Genomic DNA, 20493 nt, shown 5'->3' on the forward strand with positions numbered 1-20493 from the left:
GATCGATTATGTATATGCTCAATAACGGCGGTGCGATGGCGATGTCCACCGTGCCCGATATCTGCAAGACGCCCGTTCCGCCAGCGGGCCCCGTGCCGTTGCCTTATCCCAACTCTGCCGATACCAGCGCCGCAGACCCGGGTGGATTGGTGATGGAAGTGCTGGTGGACGGCATGCCAGCGATGAATATGTCGAGCAAAGTGTTGATGACCAGTGGCGATGAGGCGGGTGTGGCCGGTGGCGTCACCAGCGGTAAGGTCAAGGGTGAAATGATCTTCATCGAGGGCAGCGCCAAAGTGATGGTCGCAGGTAAGCCCGCCGTGCGTGTCACCTGCCAGACCATGCACAACGCCAATAACACCATGGGTACGGTTTCGCAGCCGAGCCAGACCGCTGTTCTGGTGATGGAGTGAGCATGCCCTCCATCAAGTGTTCCATGGGCGGACTCGTCCTGTGCATCCTGCTCGCCGCCTGCAGCAGCCAGGAACTGACCCCCGAGCAAAAGGCTCTCACCGCGCTCAAATGGGACTACACCGAAAACGCTATCGAGCTGAGCTTCACCGCCGATAACGACCTCAATCAGTACGACGGCCAGGCGCATAACCTGTTGGTGGTGGTCACGCAGTTCGATCAGATCAGTGCGTTTTCCGCCTACACCGGCAGCTCCCAGCAACTGAGCAACCTGCTGCTGATGAACAGCGCGCCGCCCGGGATGATCGGGCTTACGCGGCTGTTTATCGAGCCGGGGCAGACCCGGCAGTTAAGCCTGCCGCGACTCGAGGGCGCGAAGATGGTCGGTGTCGCTGTTGGCTATGCGCATCTGGACCCGACGCGCAGCGTCAAGCTCTATCAGATCGGCGTCGACGTGACGTCGACGGGGTTTTTCAGCAAGACCTGGACCGCCACACCGCGCCCCATCGCCATTGACCTGCTCGTCGGGCCTGATGCGCTGTTGCGCGGCAAGGAAAGTCGTCTGGCGTTGCCCAAGCCGGTGCAGCCCCGAGAGGGCGAGGTGCGCCTGCCCGGCGCACAGGACTGACCTGCTTGTCGTGAGCGTTGCAACGGCCACGCTTTTTCAATTTTTTGCCTGAAACCGAGCCCTATGAATATCGATCAGTTGTTGTATTGGCACCAGGGATTGTTCCTCCAGCCTCAGCATTTCCAACAGAACGATGCCCGTATCGAGCATCGTCTTGCCCGTACCACGGGGTTGAACCATCCCTATCCGTGGGGCCTGATCTCGCTGAAGATCAACGAACCCGCGCTGGTTGCCAAACAATGCCTGCTCGATCAATTGTCGGTGCGCTTCGCCGAAGGCACGTTGGCCGAATATCCGGGTAATGCGGTGCTCGAGTCGCGCAGCCTGGACCTGAGCGAATTCAGTGGCGGCCGCACGCTGTTTGTGGGGTTGCGCCGCTTGCTGCCAGGCGAAGTCAACGCGCAAGTGTTCGAGACCCTCTCGGCCGGTTCCCGGGCGGAAGCGCGGTTTATCGTGGCGGCTGACCCGGAAGTGATCGGTGACCGTCTCGGCAATTCCCCGGAAGCACGGGTGCGCCCGATGTCCTATGTATTGCGGCTGTTCTGGGAGGATGAGCTGGAGCATTTGAGCGCCTACGAGCTGCTGCCGATTGCCCGCCTTGAACTGGACGGTGATCGCGTCCGGCCGGCCCAGCGCTACGTGCCGCCGTCGATCAATCTGGCGGCATCGCCGATGCTCCTGCAAACCTTGCGTGAAGTCCGTGACGAACTGGTCGGCCGGGCGCGGCAGTTGTCGGTGTACAAGCAGCCGGGGGAGTCGCGGCGCGGCGATCTCGACGCTGCGCAGGTCAACCATCTGATGGCGCTGGCGGTACTGAATCGCTATGGCCCGTTGCTGACGCATTTGCTCGAAACACCGCAGGTTTCGCCATGGGAGCTTTACGGCACCCTGCGCCAACTTGTCGGTGAGTTGAGTCTGTTTTCCGATGTCTGCGACATGCTCGGCGAAACCCCGGATGGCCGTCTGTTGGTGCCGCCGTACAAACACGAGGAGGCGGGGGCCGCAACGATTGCGCTGGTGGCCCTGATCGGCCAGCAGCTCAATGAAATCAGCATCGGCTCAGAGTTGTTGGTGCACCTGCAACTGCAGGAAGGTTTTTATCAGGCCCCATTACCAGACGCGTTTTTCGGCCCACGGCATCGTTACTTTCTGGTGGCGCGCAGTGTGGTCGATCCGGTGTGGCTGGCCGAGTGCCTGCCGATGGATGGCAAGCTCGGAGCGCAGAGTGTCATGCAAGGCCTGGTCAACCGCGCATTGCCCGGCGTCGAGTTGATCTACCTGCAGGTTCCGCCCCAGGGGCTGCCACGGGTGGCCGGCGCGTTGTACTTCCGCCTGGAAACGCTGAGCGATGGTTGGGAAACGCTACAGCAGGAGCGTCAGGCGGCGTTTTTCCTGCCCCAGCCGCCGGCTGACCTGAGTATCGACCTGGTGGTGGTGCGCACATGATCAATCCCCGCCTGGCCGACTGCTGGATGTCGAGTTTCGAGGCTGCCAAGCGCGGCTTCATTGATCCGGCACAGTCCTACGAGACGCTTGCGCCGGCGCTCATCGTGCTGCTCGATGGCGCGGCCAATCGGGCCCGCGAGCTGCATTTTGCCGAAGCCGAAGTGCGTGAGGCGTTGTTCGCGGTGGTCGCCTGGATCGATGAGGCGGCCATGTCTGGCGAATGGCCCGGGGCGGCAGAATGGCGGCGGGCGCCGTTGCAACGTCACTACTTTTCCACCAGTCGTGCCGGGGTCGAGTTCTTCCAGCGCCTGGAGGCATTGCCCGAGGCGGCGGTCGGTGCCCGCGAGGTCTTCGGCCTGGCCTTGCTCGGCGGCTTCCAGGGGCGCTACGCGACCCGTCCGGGTGGTGAGCTGGTGCAGTACCGTCGGCTCTGCCTGGAACGGATCATTCTCGATCGGCAGATGGTCCCGCTGGATGCCACCAGCCACCTCTTTGAACAACCCGAGGCGCAGCTGCCAACCCGCCTGCGTGTGGTGCGCCGGGGCTTGCCCGGTATTTCGTTGCTGCTGCTGATCGGGGTGCCCTTGATTCTGTTGACCGTGCTTTACATCAGTTTTGACCTCTCGCTGGGTCGACAAGTCAGCCAATTGCTGGAGATGCGCTGATGTTGAAGAAAGCAGGGGTGTTGTTGCTCTGGGCGGTGCTGCTGGTATGCATCGTGCTGTTGCTCTGGGGCCTGGCGCTCTACGAAAACTGGCCATTGTGGTACGTGCCGGTGATTTTCATCGTTGCGCTATTGCTGGTTTTTTGCCTGCGTGGGGTCGGGCGGCGCTGGTATGCCTGGCGCTTGCGTCGGCGGATGAACAGCGAATTGCCCCAGAGTCGCGATGAAGCGCCGGCGCTTGATCAGGACTGGAACAGCGGCGTGCAGATGTTGCGCCAGTCGCGCCTGAGTCGATTGGGTTCACCGCTGTATGTGCTGCCCTGGTTCCTGACGCTGGGCGAGAGTGACAGCGGCACCCGGCGTTTGCTGGGCAACAGCGGGCTGACCTCGGCCTTGCGTTCGACCCACGGTGGAAAGCCGGCGGCCTCCACCGGGACCTTGGATTGGTGGTTCCTTGAGCGTGGCGTGATCATTGACCCCGCCGGGCGCATGGCCGAGGGCAACAGCGACGCTGGCCCGGAATGGCGGCGGTTGCTGTACTGGCTGTTGCGTTCGCGGCGCCGTGAACCCCTCAACGGTGTGCTGCTGGTGATCGACTGTCAGCGCTTGTTGAGCGATTCGGATGCGCGCCTGGCCGAGCAGGGGCACAATCTGCGCCGCCGCCTGGATGATCTGGTGAAGGTCTTTGGTGCCCGTTTGCCGGTGTATTTCATTATTACCGGTGCCGAAGCCTTGCCGGGCTTCACCCAATGGGCGTCCGCTCTCACACCGCCGCAACGTGAGCAGCCATTCGGCCTGCTCAGCCTGCAGCGCACGGGGGCGGCGCAGGTGTTTCTCGAAGAGATGTTCAGTGGGATTGGCCAGCGCCTGTTCGACCTGCGTATCGAGTTGGGCGTGCGTGGCCTGCCTGATGACGAGGCGTTCAGCCTGCCGGAGCGCATCGTTGATCTACGCTCGCGTCTCCAGCATCTGCTGTTGCCCGCGTTTGACGCCAACCCCTACAGCGAGTTGCCGCTGCTCTGCGGGCTGTTCCTCACGGCCAACGGGCAAGAGGCTGACGGCACAAGCGAAGGCTGGTTCAGTCATGAGTTGCTCGGACAGCAGTTGCCGGCGCAACGCCATGCCTATCAGCCCATCGACAGCTGGCATCGCTGGCGCCGACTGTTGGCCCATGCCGCGGTGCTTGGCTGGCTGGGACTGTGTGTCGGCTTTGGCGCCTTGCTGGTGTATGCCGACCACCACACTGAGGCAGTGCTCACCGAAGCGATGGACGAGCCGCCAGCGGCCGAGGACTTCGACGGCGGGCTGGAGACCGACCTGGATGCGCTGCGTCGCTTCCGCCAAGCGTTGATCAGCCTGTCTGCCCAGCAGCAGGGCGGCTGGCATGGTTTGCTGCCGTTCTCCCGGCATATCGAACAGGTCCAGGAGCATTACCGCTCTGACTACGTCAGGCTGTTCGACCGCGAAATACGCACGCCGGTATTCGATGGTGTCATTTCGCAAAACCTGCGCGGCGCGTTGAACAGCGGCGATCCACGCCTGATTGCCGCGTATGCCGAATACCTCGTGCGACGGATCAACCTGCTCGATGCCCGTCTGAACAATCAGTCGATGGATAACCTGCCGCTGCCGGGTTCCGAGGTGGGTTTCCTGAACTTGACCTACGGCTCCAAGCAAGCGACCAGCGCCGGGCAGTTGGTCACCCTGGGGAGCAGCTATCGCTCCTATCTGGAGTGGCAGACCGATATGGCGCAGATGCAAGGCCAGCGCGCGGCCTTGCTGGGCCAGCTCGAAAGCATGGGGCTTGAAGGGCGCCCCCTGACGTGGCTCAAAGCCTGGGCCGAACTGCAGGACAATCTGCCGCCGATCCGGCTGGCTGAATACTGGAGCGATAGCGATAACCCGGGGCTGAGTCTTTCCGGTGCCTATACGTCGCAAGGGCATACTGCGATTTTTGCTTTTATGGATGAACTCGGCCTCGCCAGCCGTGACAGCGCGCTGTGGGAGACACAGCGGGTGAAATTCCTCGATCAGTACCGAAGCGATACCCAGGATGCCTGGTATCGGTTTCTCCAGGGCAGCCTGCTCAGTGCGCAGACGCGCTTGAAAAATCGCGGTGATTGGCAACTGGCCCTGAGTGTCGTCGGTACGCCCAACGATCCGTTCCTGAAGCTGTTGCATCGCAGTGCCGAACGGTTCGCCCTGATCCCGGTCGAGCAACGCACACCTTGGGCGAACCGCGCGGTGTCGCTCGATCGCTTGCTTGAACTGGCCAGTAACAACGATCTGCATGCCGAGGCGGGGGCGCTGGGCAGTCTGAAAATCACCAATGCGCTAGGCGGCGATGTGCTCAAGGGCATGGCCAATGGCGGCTCGATCGAAGGCGGCGTCAATGGTTTGCGCGACGAGTTGACCCAAGCCCGCGCGTTGGCCAGGTTTCAGCAGTTGATGAAAGGAGTGGTGGCCGATCTGCAGAAAAGCGATGCGCAAGCGTTCCAGGTTGCCGTGGATACTTGGGGTTTCGGTGCCGATCCTGCGGTGAAGTCTGCGCCGCTGTGGGAAGCCGATAGCGTGCGCAGCGCCTTGATCCAGGCGCTGAAGGGTCCGGATCCGCGTGAAGATGTGGTCTGGTCGTTGGCGACCGGCCAGTTGGATTTCGCCTCGCATTACGCCTCCGAAGTGGCGGCCTGTCGCCTGCAAAGTGACTGGAGCGGGCAGTTGCTCAGTTCGATCCAGGGCGTGCAGGACCCGGTCATGCTTAACGAGCTGCTGTACGGCGAACGCGGTCAACTGCCGGCCTTTATGAACGGGGCGGTGAAAACCTTCGTGCAACGCGATGTGCAGCGCTACAGCGGACGGGAAGCGCTGGGTGTGCAAATTCCGTTGACCGGTGCGTTCTACGCTTATGTCAGTCGTATGCAGCATGCGCGCAACGATCTGCTCGGTGCCGAGCGACAGAGTCAGGCCCAGCAGGCCACCGAGCAGCAAAGCCGGCAGGCACTCGAAGCCGAGCAGAAAAGCCTGGTGGCGCAACGGGCTGAGCTCAAGCAGAGCATTGCCACACTGCAGGCCACCGCGGCCGTGGTGGAATTGTCCGCCGCGCCGTCACAGGTCAACCTCGGCGCCCGTTCGCTGCCCCAGCAGACGCGCCTGACGCTGCAATGCAGTGGCCGTTCGACGGTGCTGGATAACTTCAACTTTCCCACCAGCGCCAGCTTCGTCTGGGCACCCGGAGCCTGTTCCGATGTTGCCCTGGAGATCAGCTTCGCCAACTTCAAGCTGACCCGGCACTGGACCGGAGACCGGGCGTTCGTGGACTTCCTGCGGTTGTTCAACGGTGGGCAACACACCTTCAGCGCCGATGATTTTCCGAGCCAGCGTAACTTGATGGGCAGTGAGAACCTTATCGGCATTCAACTGACCTACCGCCAGGAAGGCGAACAGGTATTGATGGACAAGTACAGCCAGGCCGACCAATTGCAGCGCCAGGCCACCATCCTCGATGCACAGCTGAATGGCATCGCCGAGCAGTTGACGGCGATGGATGCCCAGGCGGCCGCGACGAATGTCCGTCTGGCCGCCCTCGGTTCGCCCACCGAGCAGGGGGTCGCGAGTATTCAACCGCCGACCCAGATTGCCTGGTGCTGGACGCCCCGGCCCGTGGCAACAGGTCTGTCGGCAGGTGAAGGGATACGTTTGGATCTTGGCACCTATGGCAACGAGACGCGCTTGAAGAACCTTGAGGCGCAGTTGCATACCCTGGGCTTGACCAGTCGGCGCGAAGCCGCGCAGGGGATAACGGGTGACAAGGTGACGCGGTTGCTGGTGTTGGCGCTGCGTGACGACGCGGCGGCACAACGGACGATTCGCGACATTCTGCGCAAAATGGGCGTGAGCGCCACACTCGACAGTGCCGCCGCCAGTAAGGTCGACCTGTGATGAAGGGCTGGCGTGCTTCATTGGCGCTGCGCATTACCTGTGTGCTGGCGCTGGTTCTGGCGTTGAGTTGGTGCGTGGCCGCCGGGCTTAGCGCGTGGCGCACGTATGAACAACTGCAAGGCAAGGCGCTGGACGATCTCGGCCAGCGCCTTGCCTTGCTCTCCAGTGTGGACAATGACGATTTTCGCGACGCGGAGGAGGGCGCCAGACGACTGATGACGCGCTGGAACAGCGGCGCGGCAAACGAGTTTGGCGGCAACATTTTCCAGCGCAGCACCCTGCATTGGGTGCTCAATCCGCCCGCGCAGGGCGTTGCGGACAACGCCGCGGCCACTGATCGGTTGGCCCGCGCCGCTTCCGCTGCCGAAGCATTCGGTACGGCCGGCCAGGCGATGACGGTCGATACGTTTTTCTATTTTCCCGACGCTGGGGCGGCTTTTTCCACGCAAGTCGATATTCCGTCGGGTTTCGCCCAGGCCCGGGCAACTCATTTGCGCGCGCTGTTCGACGGACTGCCGACAGATGGGCCTCAGGTTGTCTGGGACGGGCCTTATTACGAGCCGTCGCTGGGCCGCCAGTTGATCAGCGTTGCGGTGGTCGCCCGGGATGTATCGGGCAAACCCTTGTTCATGACGGGCTATGAATTGAAGCTGGATGAGCGGTTGGCCCGTATCGGGCAGTTGCTCAATGGCTATCCCACCCTGTTGCTGGATGCGCAAGGTCAGCGTATTGCCGATCTTTCCGGCAATACGCTGGAGGCGGTTTCCCGCGACAGGCTCAAGCAACTGATCGCGGATTTGCCGGCCGCAGCCGGCTTCCCACAGATCGGTCGCTTCGACGCCGACACGCCGATGATCGTCGCTCACCTGCAGCAACCGGATTGGTATCTGTTGACGCTTTATCCGCAAGCGCAACTGCGCGCTGGCGCGTTGGGCCTGATTCTAGCCGAGATACCTTTTGCGATTGTCGGCTTCATCCTCTTGGCCCTTGGTTTACTCTGGGTGTTGCATCGCCAGTTGGCGCAGCCGCTGGCCCGGTTTGCGCGGGAAATCGAAGAGACCGCTCGCGGCGACGACCTGTCGCGTCGTTTGCCAGAGGCGCGCGCCGATGAGTTGGGACGCTTCGCCAGGGCGTACAACCGCTTGCTCGATGCGTTGCAGGCCGAGCAGGCCGGGCTAGAGCACCTGGTGGAGGTCCGCACTCAGGAACTGCAGGGCGCCCGGGATATGGCCAACCAGGCCAACCAACTCAAGGGGCAGTTCCTGGCCAACATGAGTCACGAAATCCGTACCCCGATGAACGCCGTCATCGGCATGAATCACTTGCTGGCGGATACGCCGCTCACGGCTCAACAGCAACATTTTGTCACGGCCATCCGTGAGAACTCCGAAGCCCTGCTGGCGCTGATCAGCGACATCCTGGACTTCTCCAAAATCGAGTCGGGTAACCTGAATATCGAGCAGGTCGAGTTCGATCTGACCGAAGTGCTGGAAGACGTCACCGAACTGTTGGCGCCGCGCGCGGCGGAAAAGGGCCTGCGCATGATCTGTCATATTGCCACTAATGTACCGGGGCAAGTGATCGGTGATCCGTGGCGACTGCGGCAGATTCTGCTCAATCTCCTGAGTAACGCTGTCAAGTTCACCGCCAGCGGCTCGATTCGCCTGCTGGTCTGGCGGGGGGAGGGCGACCTGCTCGGATTTCAGGTGATCGATACCGGCATCGGCATCGCGCCGTCCGCACAGCGTTCGGTGTTTGAGGCGTTTTTGCAGGCCGATGCCTCCACCACCCGAAACTACGGCGGTACCGGGTTGGGCTTGTCCATCAGCCAGCGCCTGGCCGGGATGATGGGCGGCGGTATCGAGTTGCACAGCCAACCGGATGTGGGTTCGACCTTCGCGCTGACCTTGCCCTTGCCGCAATGCCCGGCGCGTGCGGCCGACGCCCCTCGGTTGTGGGGGCTGCGAACCCTGGTGGTGGATGAGCACGCCGATGAGCGTGGGGCATTGATGGAGATGCTCGGCCAGTGGCAGATGCTGTGCCAGGGCGCAGCGTCCGCGGAAGAAGCATTGAGCCTGATGCACGAGCAGGCGCAGTTGGGGGTCAGGTTCGACTTGGTATTGGTCAATTGGCGCCTGCCGATGGTCGATGGCGTCGAGTTCGCCGACCTGTGCCGTGCAGCGCCGGCGTTGGCAACCGCGCGCATCGTGCTGATGGCCTCGCAGGTGGAATCACTGCCGTCTGCCGATGAACTGCGCGCCCATGGCCTGGCCGCGTGCGTTGTCAGGCCGCTGCGTCGTCAGCATTTCTATCGGACCTTGTGCGAGGTGCAGAGCGGCGCAACGCCGACGCTCTGCGAAACAGCATCGCCGTTGCGCAGTCTGGAACGGCATGATTTCGGCCTGGATGTGCTGGTGGTCGATGACATCGCCACCAATCGCGAGATTACTCAGTTGTTCCTAGAGCGTTTCGGCCATCGCGTCGTTCATGCCCGCGACGGTGTCGAGGCACTGGAGATACTCGGTCGGAAGATTTTCGACGCGGTCTTGATGGACGGGCAAATGCCGCGAATGGATGGCATGGAGGCTGTTCGTCAATTGCGTTCGGGGCAGTGCTCAGTGCTGGATGAGGATGTTTACGTGATTGCCTTGACCGCCAACGCCATGAGCGGTGACCGGGAGCGTTTCATCGAAGCCGGCGCCAACGACTATCTCGCCAAGCCCGTGTTACCGATGCAGCTGTTCGATGCGATCACGCAAGTGATCGTGCGGCAGCAGGCACGCGGGATGGAGTTGCGCAGCGCAGAGCCCTCGGCACCGAGCCTGGCGAGGCCCGTGCCGACCCTGATGCCACTCCAGGAACAGGATCCACTCCGGGCCCCGCGTCTGCAGCGTTTATTCATGGCGGACTGCCAGGCCTTGCTGGCTCGGCTCAAGGAGGCGGTCGCGCAGGTCGATCATGCCGAGGCGGCGCGTATCGCCCATAGCCTCAAGGGAAGCGCCGGGCAATTCGGTGAAGCGGCGTTGGAGGCGTCGGCGGCGTTGATGGAACAGGCCGCTGCTGACGCGGATATCGCCACGATGGTCGCTGCGCTGTTGCAACTGGAAATGCATGGTCTGACCCTGGCTGCGCGTCAGCCCGGCCCCTCTGAAAAAACTGGAAAGCCTGACGATGTCTGAGTGCCGTTTACTGCTGGTGGATGATCACGCAATGATTCGCGAAGGGTTGTGTGCGCTGCTGGCCGGTGTGCCTGAGCTGAGCGTGGCGGGCGAGGCCGAAGATGGTCAGCAAGCCGTTGCCATGTGCCGCGCCTTGCAACCCGATCTGGTGTTGATGGACCTGAATATGCCGTTGCTCGATGGCGTCTCGGCCCTGACCCTGATCGCCAGGCGCTGGCCGGCCATCCTGATCATCGCCCTGACTTCCACAGTCTCCGAACATAACGCCGCGCTGGCGCTGGAGGCCGGCGCGGTCGGCTATGTGCTCAAGCGCAGCCGGCGCGAAGATTTGCTCCAGGCCATCGCCCAGGTACGCGCGGGGCGAATCTATATCGATTCCGGTCTCGATGCCGCTCAAGTCATGGCGCTACGCGGCGCCGGGCACGCGGCCAGCGGTGTCAGCCTGACCGGACGAGAACGCCAGGTCTTGAAGCTCGTCGCCGAAGGCGCGCGTAATCGAGACGTTGCCGAGATCTTGTGTATAGGCCTCAAAACCGTAGAGACCCATCGGCTCAACCTGATGAAGAAACTGGACGCACACAACGCTGCCGATATGACCCAGTGGGCCTATCGGCTCGGTCTGCTTGGAGAGGATCAATAACCCGTTGGGCAAAGGCGGTTGGCTTTTTGATTGGCGCGGGGACACCGGCGTAAGTCAGCCCGCGCGCTGAACAACATCATGACGAAGAATCAATTTTGAACAATTTGTAGACGACGACAAAGAACACCGGTACGAAGAAAATCGCAAGCAATGTCCCAGAGAGCATGCCGCCAATCACCGCCGTTCCCAGTGCGTGCTGTGCGCCGGCGCCGGCGCCACTGCCGAGGACCATGGGCAGTACGCCCAGAATGAAGGCAAGCGACGTCATCAGAATGGGGCGTAAACGCATCCTGACCGCTTCAAGCGCTGCCTCAATGAGCCCCTTGCCGTGCTCGTGAATCTCCTTGGCGAACTCGACGATGAGAATGGCGTTTTTCGATGCGAGCCCGATGGTGGTCAGTAAACCGACCTGGAAATACACGTCGTTCATCTTCCACGTCAGGATGGCACCGACCAGTGCGCCGAGCACGCCTAAGGGGACGACCAGAATCACCGACATCGGTATCGCCCAACTCTCGTACAACGCTGCCAGACAAAGGAACACAATCAGGATCGACAAGCCGTAGAGCAGCCCGGTGCGGCCCGTTGAGGCTTTTTCCTGGAGCGACAAACCTGTCCACTCGTAGCCAAAGCCTGCTGGCAGTTGGGCCATGGCGTCTTCGACAATCGCCAGCGCCTCGCCGCTTGAGGCTTTCCCCGGCATCGCCATGCCAAGTATCTCCACTGACGGCGAACCGTTGTAGCGCTCCAGCTTGGGCGATCCTGACGCCCAGTGCGCCGTGGCAAACGCGGTGAACGGCACCATGGTTCCTGCGCTGTTGCGGACATACCAGCGACCGATGTCCTTAGGCAACATGCGGAACTGAGCATCCCCCTGGAGCATGACTTTTTTGACCCGGCCCTGATCAAGAAAGTCGTTTACGTAAGTGCTCCCCCATGCGGTTGAAAAGGTATCGTTGATATCGGACATCGAAAGCCCGAGCGTGCCCGCTTTGTGGTGATCGATATCCAGGCGAAACTCTGGCGCGTCCTCTTGCCCGTTGGCCCGAACTGCGACCAATCGCGGATCTTTGCTGAGAATTTCAAGCAGTTGGTTACGGGCTTTCATCAAGGCTTCATGGCCAAGGTTTGCACGATCCTGAAGCATGAGGTCAAAACCCGTTGCATTGCCCAGTTCCGATACCGCGGGTGGGGCGAACGGGATGATCTGCGCATCCCTGACCTTGGCGAAGTAAGCCCATGCCCTGGCCGTCACGCTGTTGACGCTAAGGGATTCGTCACGGCGCTCGTCCCATGGCCGCAGCTTGATGAATGCCAGGCCAGTGTTTTGGCCATTGCCTGCGAAACTGAATCCGGAGACGGTGAAAATGCCCGCAACCGCCTCTTTCTCATCCACGAGAAAATGCTGCTCGACTTGTTTGAGCGCGTCATTGGTGCGGGCTGCAGTCGCGCCGGGTGGAAGCTGTATCAGCGCAAAGAGCGTGCCTTGATCCTCGTCGGGCAGAAAACCCACCGGGATTTTGAGGAAGGCGCCGACAACCAAGATCAGGAGCGCGGCGTAGATGAGCATATAGCGTTTGGGCCTGCTCAACATATGGTTCACGCCACCCTGATAGTGGCGGCTGCCGCGTTCGAACGTCCGGTTGAACCAGCCGAAGAAACCGCGCTGGATCAGCTCATGTCCACGATCGATCGGTTTGAGCAGCGTGGCACAGAGTGCGGGCGTCAGAATCATTGCGACGAGAATGGACAACACCATCGCCGACACGATCGTGATGGAGAACTGGCGGTAAATCACCCCCGTCGAGCCGCCGAAGAACGCCATGGGGATGAACACGGCGGCCAGCACCAGTGCGACGCCGACCAGCGCCCCGGTGATCTGCCCCATGGATTTGCGGGTTGCCTCCTTGGGTGACAAGCCTTCTTCGCTCATGACCCGCTCGACGTTCTCCACCACCACGATGGCATCGTCGACCAACAGCCCGATCGCCAACACCATCGCAAACATCGTCAGGGTGTTGATGCTGAAGCCGAATACCGCAAGTACGCCGAACGTGCCGAGCAACACCACCGGAACGGCAATCGTGGGAATGAGGGTTGCGCGAAAATTTTGCAAAAACAGGTACATCACCAGAAATACCAGCACGATCGCTTCGACCAACGTGCGCACGACTTCTTCTATGGAAATGCGCACGAAAGGGGTCGTGTCATACGGCTTCTGTACCTGAACACCCTCCGGGAAAAAGGGTTTGAACTCATCAATCCGCGCGTCGATGGCCTTGACCGTATCGAGTGCGTTGGCGCCCGGAGCGAGTTTGATGGCCAGACCGGCAGCCGGTTTGCCATTGAACCGACTGGCGTTACTGTAGCTTTCGCTGCCCAGTTCGATCCGTGCGACGTCGCGCAAACGCACCTGGGCGCCGTCGGTCTGCGTGCGCAGTAAGATGTCCTCAAACTCGGCGGCACTGCGAAGTTGAGTCTGAGAGGTAATGGTCGCATTGAGTTGCTGGTTGCCGGACGCCGGCAGCGCGCCGAGTTGCCCGGATGACACCTGCACGTTCTGCGCTTGGATCGCGTCCTTTACATCCAGCGGCGTCAGGCTGAAGTTTTCCAGCTTGTCGGGATCGAGCCATATCCGCATGGCATATTGCGCACCGAATAACGTGGTATCGCCAACCCCATCGACCCTTCCGATCGCGTCCTGGATGTTGGCCGAGACATAGTTCGAGAGATCGGCACCGTTCATTCGGCCATCTTCGGAGGTGAAGGCCAGGATATTCAGAAAGTTGGTGGACGATTTGACGACCTGCACGCCCTGTTGCTGAACCTGCGTGGGGAGCAGGGGAGTCGCCAGTGCGAGCTTGTTCTGCACCTGTACCTGCGCAGTGTCAGGATCCGTGCCGTTTTCAAAGGTCAGCGTAATCGTGACGGAGCCATTGGATTCGCTCGTTGACGCAATGTAGCTCAGGCGATCCAGGCCCTTCATTTTCTGTTCGATGACTTGAGTGACCGTATCCTCCAGGATTTTTGCCGACGCACCGGGGTAGGTCGCGGTAATCGCGATGGCGGGCGGTGCAATAGTCGGGTATTGCGCAATGGGCAGCGTCAGGATCGACAACACACCGACAAGCATGACGATGATGGCCAGCACCCAGGCAAAAATCGGGCGATCAATAAAAAAACGTGCCATGGTATTTACCCGCTGCTCAATGAAGGTCGGAAGGTGCAGTTGCCTGTGTCACGGACGGTGCCTGCCACGGTACGGTCTTGACCGTCACACCTGGGGCCGCGCGCTGCAGCCCATCAATGACCAATTGATCACCGGCATTCAGCCCACTGCGAATCAGCCACTGATCGCCGATAGCCCGGTCGGTTTCCAGATCTCGTCGCTCGAGTTTGTCGTCCTTGCCCACCACGTAAGCCTGCGGTTTGCCTGTGCTGTCCCTCGATACCGCTTGCTGGGGAACCAGCAGGCCTTGATCCTTGACACCCTCTTCAAGGACGGCGCGGACATACATCCCAGGAAGCAGGGTGGCGTTGGGATTGGGAAAGATCGCGCGAAGGGTGATGGCCCCGGTGTCTTGATCCACCGTCACATCCGAAAATTCAAGCGAGCCTTCCAGGGGGTAAAAGCTGCCGTCTTCGAGTCGCAGCCTGACTTTGGCCGCGCTCGTACCGCTTTTTTCCAGATCGCCTTGGGCCATTGCTTTCTTGAGACGCAGTAGTGCGACGCTCGGCTGCGTGACGTCCACGTAGATGGGATCAAGCTGCTGGATGGTTGCCATGGCCGTGCTCTGACTGGCCGTGACCAATGCGCCTGGCGTGATACTGGATTTGCCGATGCGTCCTGAGATAGGGGCATCGACGCGGGTGTAGGCCAGATTGATGCGACTGCTTTCGACATTGGCCCTGGCCGATGAAACATCCGCCTCGCCTTCGCCCACGGAAGCCACCGCGTCGTCGTAATCCTGTCGACTTATGGCATTGACGGCGGACAGCTCCTTGTAGCGATCACGCTTGAGTCGTGTGGAGATGAGGGTTGCCTGGGCCTTGGCCAATGCCGCGACATTGTTTTCATAGGTGGCTTTGTAGGTCGCTGGGTCAATCGAGTAGAGCACCTGGCCCGCCTTGACGTCGCTGCCCTCGGTGAAGCTGCGCTTGAGCACGATTCCGTTGACCTGAGGCCTCACCTCTGCGATCAGAAACGGCACCGTCCGTCCAGGAAGCTCGGTGGTAAACACCACGCGTTGTGGCTGCACAGAGAGCGTACCCACTTCAGGCGTACCTGCGGCCAGTGGTGCGCCGCCTGGCGGTTTGCCACAGGCCGCCAAGACACTGATTGACGCGATGACCACCACTGACATGAGGCGCTTCGGGTATGCAAGGCACATAGCGTGCTCCAAGGACAAAAGACATTATTAACGATACCGAACTGTACGGTAATCTATTTTGACAGAAGCATTTGGTCAAGTAATAATGGTACACATCGGTATCGAAATAGGAGATTTCTTGTGCGGGTACTCACGGACAGTAAGCGGGACGCAATTCTTCAGGCCGCTGCAGACATTTTTCATGAGCAAGGGTTTGAAGGGGCTTCCATGGCAGGCATTGCCACGCGAGTGGGCGGTTCCAAGTCGACGCTCTATCGCTATTTTTCCTCCAAGGAGGAGTTGTTTGTTGCGGTGAGTCATCAGGCTGCCAAAGACCAGATTCTTCCAACCCTGGAAATATTGCTGGCAAGCACGGATCAGGAACTGGGCAGCGTACTTCGACGTTTCGGGGAGACGGCACTGGCGATTGTCGCGAGTGAACCGGCGATCAAAGCCATGCGCACAGTGATCAGCGAGTCAGGTCGCAGTGACATCGGCAAGCTCTTTTATGAAACCGGGCCACAGATCGCCATGAATGCCCTGGCTGAATTTTTCCGGGCGCGGATGCTCGCAGGTACGTTGCGTCAGGCTGACCCCTGCGTGGCCGCTCGACACCTCATCGCGCTCTTCGAGTCGGAGACCGTATTTCCTTGCCTGATGGGGATCAGGTCCGAGTTGTCCCGCGCCGAGCTCAAAGGAGCTGTTCAGCGTGCCGTTGACGTTTTCCTAGGTGGTTACGGCCGGGGGGATGGAAAAACAGAAACCGAAACGATTGCTTGAGGGGGGTTAAGTCCTCCGTATCCGTCCCAGCCGCGTTGGCGAGGGCCATTCAAACGCCATTTATTTGATAGGGCTGCGCAATGAAGAAATCTCTGTTGTCTCTTGCAGTAACCGCGTTTGTGCTGGGCGGCTGCTCACTGATCCCTGACTATCAACGGCCCGCAATACCTACGGATACGCAGTACCCGAAGGGGCAGTCGTATTCGCCAGCCGTGGTGGCGGACACTTCTGCCGCTGAGCTGGGCTGGCGCCAGTTTTTCAAGGAGCCTGGGCTTCAGCAACTGATTCAGCTATCCCTGGAAAACAATCGAGACCTCAGAGTCGCCGCACTCAATATCGAAGCGTACCGCGCCAAATACCGGATCCAGCGTGCCGACCTGCTGCCATCGATTTCCGCCGATGCCAGCGGGACTCGCCAGCGAACACCGGCCGATCTCTCGCAGACAGGGCATACAACCACGTCAGGCCAGTATTCGGCGACACTGGGCATTAGTTCTTATGAACTGGATTTGTTCGGCCGCGTGCGCAGCCTCAGTGAAGAGGCGCTGGAAACCTACCTCTCCAGCGAAGAGGCCCGTCGCTCGACTCAAATCAGCCTGGTGGCAAGCGTTGCCAATGCGTACTTCACCTGGCAGGCGGATCAAGCACTGCTGTCGCTGACCCAAGACACCCTTAAAGCCTATGAGGAAAGCTTGGACCTCACCACGCGCAGCAGCAAAGTGGGGGTGTCTTCCGCACTGGATCTGGCACAGGCTCGCACATCGGTAGATAGCGCTCGCGTGAGTCTGGCGACCTACCAGCGACAGGTCGCCCAGGATCAGAATGATCTGGTGTCACTGCTGGGCGCTGACTTGCCCGACAATCTTCCGCTAGCCAAGCCCTTGGGGACTGACCTGCTGGCCACCGTACCGGTTGGTTTGCCGTCGGATCTGCTGACCCGTCGTCCAGACATTATCGAGGCCGAACATACGCTGAAGGCTGCCAACGCAGACATCGGCTCAGCTCGCGCGGCGTTTTTCCCGAGCATTACCCTGACAGCCGACGCGGGAACGTCCAGCAGCGAGCTGTCCGGCCTGTTCAAGAGCGGCTCCGGCAGTTGGCTATTCACGCCCAGTATCAGCCTGCCCATCTTTAACGCCGGCAACCTGCGGGCCAGTCTGGACTATTCGAAAATAGAGAAAGACATCAGCGTCGCCAACTACGAGAAGGCCATTCAAACCGCCTTCAAGGAAGTGTCTGACGGCCTGGCGTCGCGTAAAACCTATGTCGATCAGCTTCAGTCGCAGCGTGACTACGTTCGCGCCAGTCAGGACTACTACGCGCTTGCCGAATACCGATACCGTGTCGGGATCGACAGCAACCTCACCTTTCTGGATGCCCAGCGTTCGTTGTACAGCGCACAACAGTCCCTCATCAGTGACCAGTTGTCCCAGCTGACTAGCGAGGTCAACCTGTACAAGGCTTTAGGGGGAGGGTGGTACCCAAACACGGTCGAGAAGACTTTGAAACTCAAAGGTTGAGTATTTGAGTCGTACTGCCCGCCTCATTGACGTACTGAGCATCGCCATAGCGGTACTTTTGAGCGCGCCTTCCTGCGCATGCCCCAGGCAACTTGTGAGATGAATGCCGGTGGTGCTCACCATCAGGCCGTCTGCAGCCGAGCGGGTTGATTTTTGTCAACCCGGCGACAGTCAGTGAACGCGTCGGCCGGGGTGTGACTTTGTTGATAAAAGTCAACCTGGCCGCAGGCACTTCAGAGAAGCATGCAAGTACCGTCGACGTGAGAGGAGAGCCCCCATGAACGTAACCAAGGCAATCGCCGGCCGGCGCTCGACACGTGACTACACGCCAGAACCGGTCGATGAAAAACTCATTTTTCGCCTGATCGATGCCGCCGCCCAGGCGCCCAGCGCGATGAACCAACAGCCCTGGACGTTCACGGTGATCCGCGACCAGGCACTGCTGGAGCGGATTTCCCGTGAAGCCCGGGCCTGGACGCTCGCCACCACGCCCGCCGGAACGCACTCCAGCCACTTCCAAGCGTTGCTCAGCGAGGAAAGTTTTCAGATTTTCTACCATGCGCCGGTCCTGGTGCTGATCTCGGGCAACGCGCCCAATCAGTGGATTGTCGAAGACTGTGCCTTGGCGGCCGAGAACCTGATGCTCGCGGCGCATGCCGAGGGGCTCGGGACGTGCTGGATCGGTTTCGCCCATGGCTTTCTGAATACGCCGCAGGGTAAGCAGGCGCTGGGCCTGCCCGCCGAGTGGACGCCCGTGGCACCGATTATCGTGGGGCATCCGAAGTCGGTGCCTGCGCCCATCGTTCACAAGGCCCCAGAGATCCATTGGATAGGCTGATGCGCCAGGCAGGGCTACCGTTGATCCAGCGGCTGGCCGGTATCTCGGTTTTCTGACGTGGATCAGATCGCCCGCCAGGCGGGCTCCTATGCTCGGATTGAACCCACGATGTTGAGATGAGTTGAAATGAAAAAATCACGCTTGATGGGTCAGTGCTTGTTGATCGCGGCCAGTGCTCTGCTGTTGCCGTCCACTGGCGCCTTTGCCAACCCTGCGATGCCAGGGCCAGGGCCGGGCGGCATGTTCCATCACGCCTCGAGTTTCGATTGGGTCAAGCATACGCAGCAGACCCTGGACGAACTCAAGGGCAAGCTCAGTCTCAAGCCGGAGCAAATGCCCGCCTGGGAAACCTGGGCCACGGGCGTCATCGCAGACGCCAATCAGCAAATGGAAAAAGGCAACGCAGCCGATACTGACAAGGCGAGTGCCAGACAAGCGCTGAAGGACGAAACCACGCCGCAAAGAATGGCAAAAGGCATAGAGCGCCTGCGAGCGCAAACCACTTGGATGCAGGCGAAACTGGTCCGTCTGGACGCTGCGCAGGCACGCACGCAAACCTTTTATGACGCCCTCGATGCCCCGCAAAAAACCATCTTCGATCTGTTCTGGACTGTGATGCACCACCGGGTCGCCGATCAGGACGGTTGGCAGATGCCCATGCACATGGCATGGCCGCAAGGGTGCGGCGCGTCCGGCCAGATGGACCAACCGTAACGCTACTCGTGATCCTCCTGGGTAAACATCATGAACAGTGACTCGGTAAAACAGTGTGTGCTGACAGGGTTCATCCTGATGGCGGTCGCCGTTGCATTGCCGGCGCATGCCGCGCCGCACGGCGGCGGTCATGGGGGCGGGCCAGGCTGGTGGGGCTTTGGTCTCGGCCTGGGGTTGGGTTGGGAAGCCGCGCGGATCGCCACCCCGTATTACTACCCGACGTACCCGGTTTATTACTATCCCGCCCCGGCTTACTACTACCCACCCAGCCCGCCGACGGTGGTGGTCGAGCCCCCGCCCGGCGCGACCGCGCCATCTGCCTGGTACTACTGCGATTCGGCCAACGGCTATTACCCGACCGTGCGCCAGTGTCCTGAGGGATGGCGCATGGTTCCCGCGACGCCGCCAGGGCCTATACGTTAAGTCCCTCTTACGTGTGGGTTGTGCTTTTCATTCCTCTCTGGAGCCCGATCATGAGCCAATACAAACGCCTGTTACTGATCATCAACCCCGCCCTGCGTGATTCCCCGACGATCAGCCATGCGGCCGCCCTGGCCAAGGCCAGTGGCGCGAGCTTACATATTGCTGCGCTGACAACACCGTTGGACATCCTGTCGCTACTGGCCGAAGACGTGCGGGAAAAGGCCCGGGCCAGCTACCTCCAAGACCACCGCGACTGGCTGGACAACCAAACCAACAATCTGCGCGCGCTGGGGCTCGACGTGACGTCGCAGGTGACCTGGGCCTCTGACCTCAAGCAAGACATCCTGGATTACGTCACGGAGACGCAGCCCGATCTCCTGATCAAGCAAGTGCAGCACGAGTCGGCGCTCAAACGCGCGTTCTTCACCCCGCTGGACTGGCAGTTGCTGCGCGAGTGCCCGATTCCGGTCTATCTGGTCGGCGGTGGCGGCCATGCGTTGCCGCGCATCGTGTTGGCAGCGGTTGATGTGGCGGATGCTCAACAGGTAAACGGCGCGTTGAACCAACGTATCATTGAGCAGGCCACCAGCCTGGCGCTGCAATGCGATGCCGAGCTGCACCTGCTGTACGCCTGTGATATGTCCGCGATCTACATGGGCGACATGGGCGGCATGGCCCTTTCCAATCTCAGTAAGGAACTGGCGAGTACCGAGAAAAACAACCTTCTCGAACTGGCGCGAAACTATGGCGTCCCTTCCGATCGTCATCACTTCGTGTTGGGTAACCCCGTCGCGGTGTTGAGTCAATTCGCCAAGGAACATTCGGTGGATGTGATCGTGATGGGCCGGGTCCAGTACCACGGCATCGAGAAGCTGCTGGGCAGTACCACTGAACACATCCTCTACCAGGTGCCGTGCGGTGTGCTGGCGGTCTAGGACCGT

The 20493-nt window shown here is 60.7% G+C and carries 15 protein-coding genes; 13 read left to right on the forward strand and 2 right to left on the reverse strand.

What is annotated here, in order from left to right; all coding sequences use genetic code 11:
* Positions 1-8 precede the first annotated feature (8 nt).
* The 7 genes from J2Y83_RS13305 to J2Y83_RS13335 all read left to right on the forward strand — a co-directional run bounded on the left by J2Y83_RS13305 (position 9) and on the right by J2Y83_RS13335 (position 10907).
* Positions 9-413, forward strand: coding sequence for a DUF4150 domain-containing protein (locus tag J2Y83_RS13305; RefSeq protein ID WP_253395846.1), 405 nt, complete (start codon positions 9-11; stop codon positions 411-413).
* Positions 414-415: 2 nt separating this feature from the next.
* A complete protein-coding gene (tssJ, locus tag J2Y83_RS13310; protein WP_253395848.1) occupies positions 416-1039 on the forward strand; it encodes a type VI secretion system lipoprotein TssJ in 624 nt (207 codons plus the stop codon).
* 63 nt (positions 1040-1102) lie between these two features.
* The gene (tssK, locus tag J2Y83_RS13315; RefSeq protein WP_253395850.1) at positions 1103-2485 is read left to right on the forward strand and encodes a type VI secretion system baseplate subunit TssK; all 1383 of its coding nucleotides are present in this window, start codon (positions 1103-1105) and stop codon (positions 2483-2485) included.
* Positions 2482-3150, forward strand: a complete 669-nt coding sequence (locus J2Y83_RS13320) for a DotU family type IV/VI secretion system protein (protein WP_253395853.1) — start codon at positions 2482-2484, stop codon at positions 3148-3150. Before tssK ends, J2Y83_RS13320 begins: the two co-directional genes overlap by 4 nt.
* Positions 3150-7088: a type VI secretion protein IcmF/TssM N-terminal domain-containing protein gene (locus J2Y83_RS13325; RefSeq protein ID WP_253395855.1), complete on the forward strand. Its 3939-nt coding sequence runs from the start codon at positions 3150-3152 to the stop codon at positions 7086-7088. The genes J2Y83_RS13320 and J2Y83_RS13325 overlap by 1 nt, the downstream gene beginning before the upstream one ends.
* Positions 7088-10267, forward strand: coding sequence for a response regulator (locus tag J2Y83_RS13330; protein ID WP_253395857.1), 3180 nt, complete (start codon positions 7088-7090; stop codon positions 10265-10267). The genes J2Y83_RS13325 and J2Y83_RS13330 overlap by 1 nt, the downstream gene beginning before the upstream one ends.
* Positions 10260-10907, forward strand: a complete 648-nt coding sequence (locus J2Y83_RS13335) for a response regulator (RefSeq protein ID WP_247397518.1) — start codon at positions 10260-10262, stop codon at positions 10905-10907. The genes J2Y83_RS13330 and J2Y83_RS13335 overlap by 8 nt, the downstream gene beginning before the upstream one ends.
* Positions 10908-10983: 76 nt before the next feature.
* Here the strand turns inward: J2Y83_RS13335 and J2Y83_RS13340 are convergent, their stop codons facing one another.
* Both J2Y83_RS13340 and J2Y83_RS13345 read right to left on the reverse strand, forming a co-directional pair.
* Complete coding sequence (locus J2Y83_RS13340; RefSeq protein WP_253395858.1) at positions 10984-14097, reverse strand: efflux RND transporter permease subunit; 3114 nt, start codon at positions 14095-14097, stop codon at positions 10984-10986.
* 16 nt (positions 14098-14113) lie between these two features.
* Positions 14114-15271, reverse strand: a complete 1158-nt coding sequence (locus J2Y83_RS13345) for an efflux RND transporter periplasmic adaptor subunit (protein ID WP_253395859.1) — start codon at positions 15269-15271, stop codon at positions 14114-14116.
* 147 nt (positions 15272-15418) lie between these two features.
* On the opposite strand from J2Y83_RS13345, the gene J2Y83_RS13350 reads away from it, so the two are divergent.
* The 6 genes from J2Y83_RS13350 (at position 15419) to J2Y83_RS13375 (ending at position 20487) form a co-directional block, all read left to right on the forward strand.
* Positions 15419-16057 carry a TetR/AcrR family transcriptional regulator gene (locus J2Y83_RS13350; protein ID WP_247397526.1) on the forward strand — a complete coding sequence of 213 codons (639 nt, stop codon included), beginning with the start codon at positions 15419-15421 and terminating at the stop codon, positions 16055-16057.
* An 80-nt stretch (positions 16058-16137) separates the two neighbouring features.
* Complete coding sequence (locus tag J2Y83_RS13355) at positions 16138-17577, forward strand: AdeC/AdeK/OprM family multidrug efflux complex outer membrane factor (protein ID WP_253395860.1); 1440 nt, start codon at positions 16138-16140, stop codon at positions 17575-17577.
* Between the two features lie 277 nt (positions 17578-17854).
* On the forward strand, positions 17855-18415 hold the full coding sequence (locus tag J2Y83_RS13360) for a nitroreductase family protein (protein ID WP_253395861.1): 561 nt from the start codon (positions 17855-17857) through the stop codon (positions 18413-18415).
* Positions 18416-18541: 126 nt separating this feature from the next.
* Complete coding sequence (locus J2Y83_RS13365) at positions 18542-19129, forward strand: Spy/CpxP family protein refolding chaperone (protein ID WP_253395862.1); 588 nt, start codon at positions 18542-18544, stop codon at positions 19127-19129.
* Positions 19130-19159: 30 nt separating this feature from the next.
* Entirely contained in the window at positions 19160-19552 is a 393-nt protein-coding gene (locus J2Y83_RS13370; RefSeq protein ID WP_253395864.1) for a hypothetical protein, read from the forward strand.
* 50 nt (positions 19553-19602) lie between these two features.
* Entirely contained in the window at positions 19603-20487 is an 885-nt protein-coding gene (locus J2Y83_RS13375) for a universal stress protein (RefSeq protein ID WP_253395866.1), read from the forward strand.
* Positions 20488-20493: the final 6 nt, after the last annotated feature.

The organism is Pseudomonas marginalis, from assembly GCF_024169655.1.
Lineage (GTDB): Bacteria > Pseudomonadota > Gammaproteobacteria > Pseudomonadales > Pseudomonadaceae > Aquipseudomonas > Aquipseudomonas paraveronii.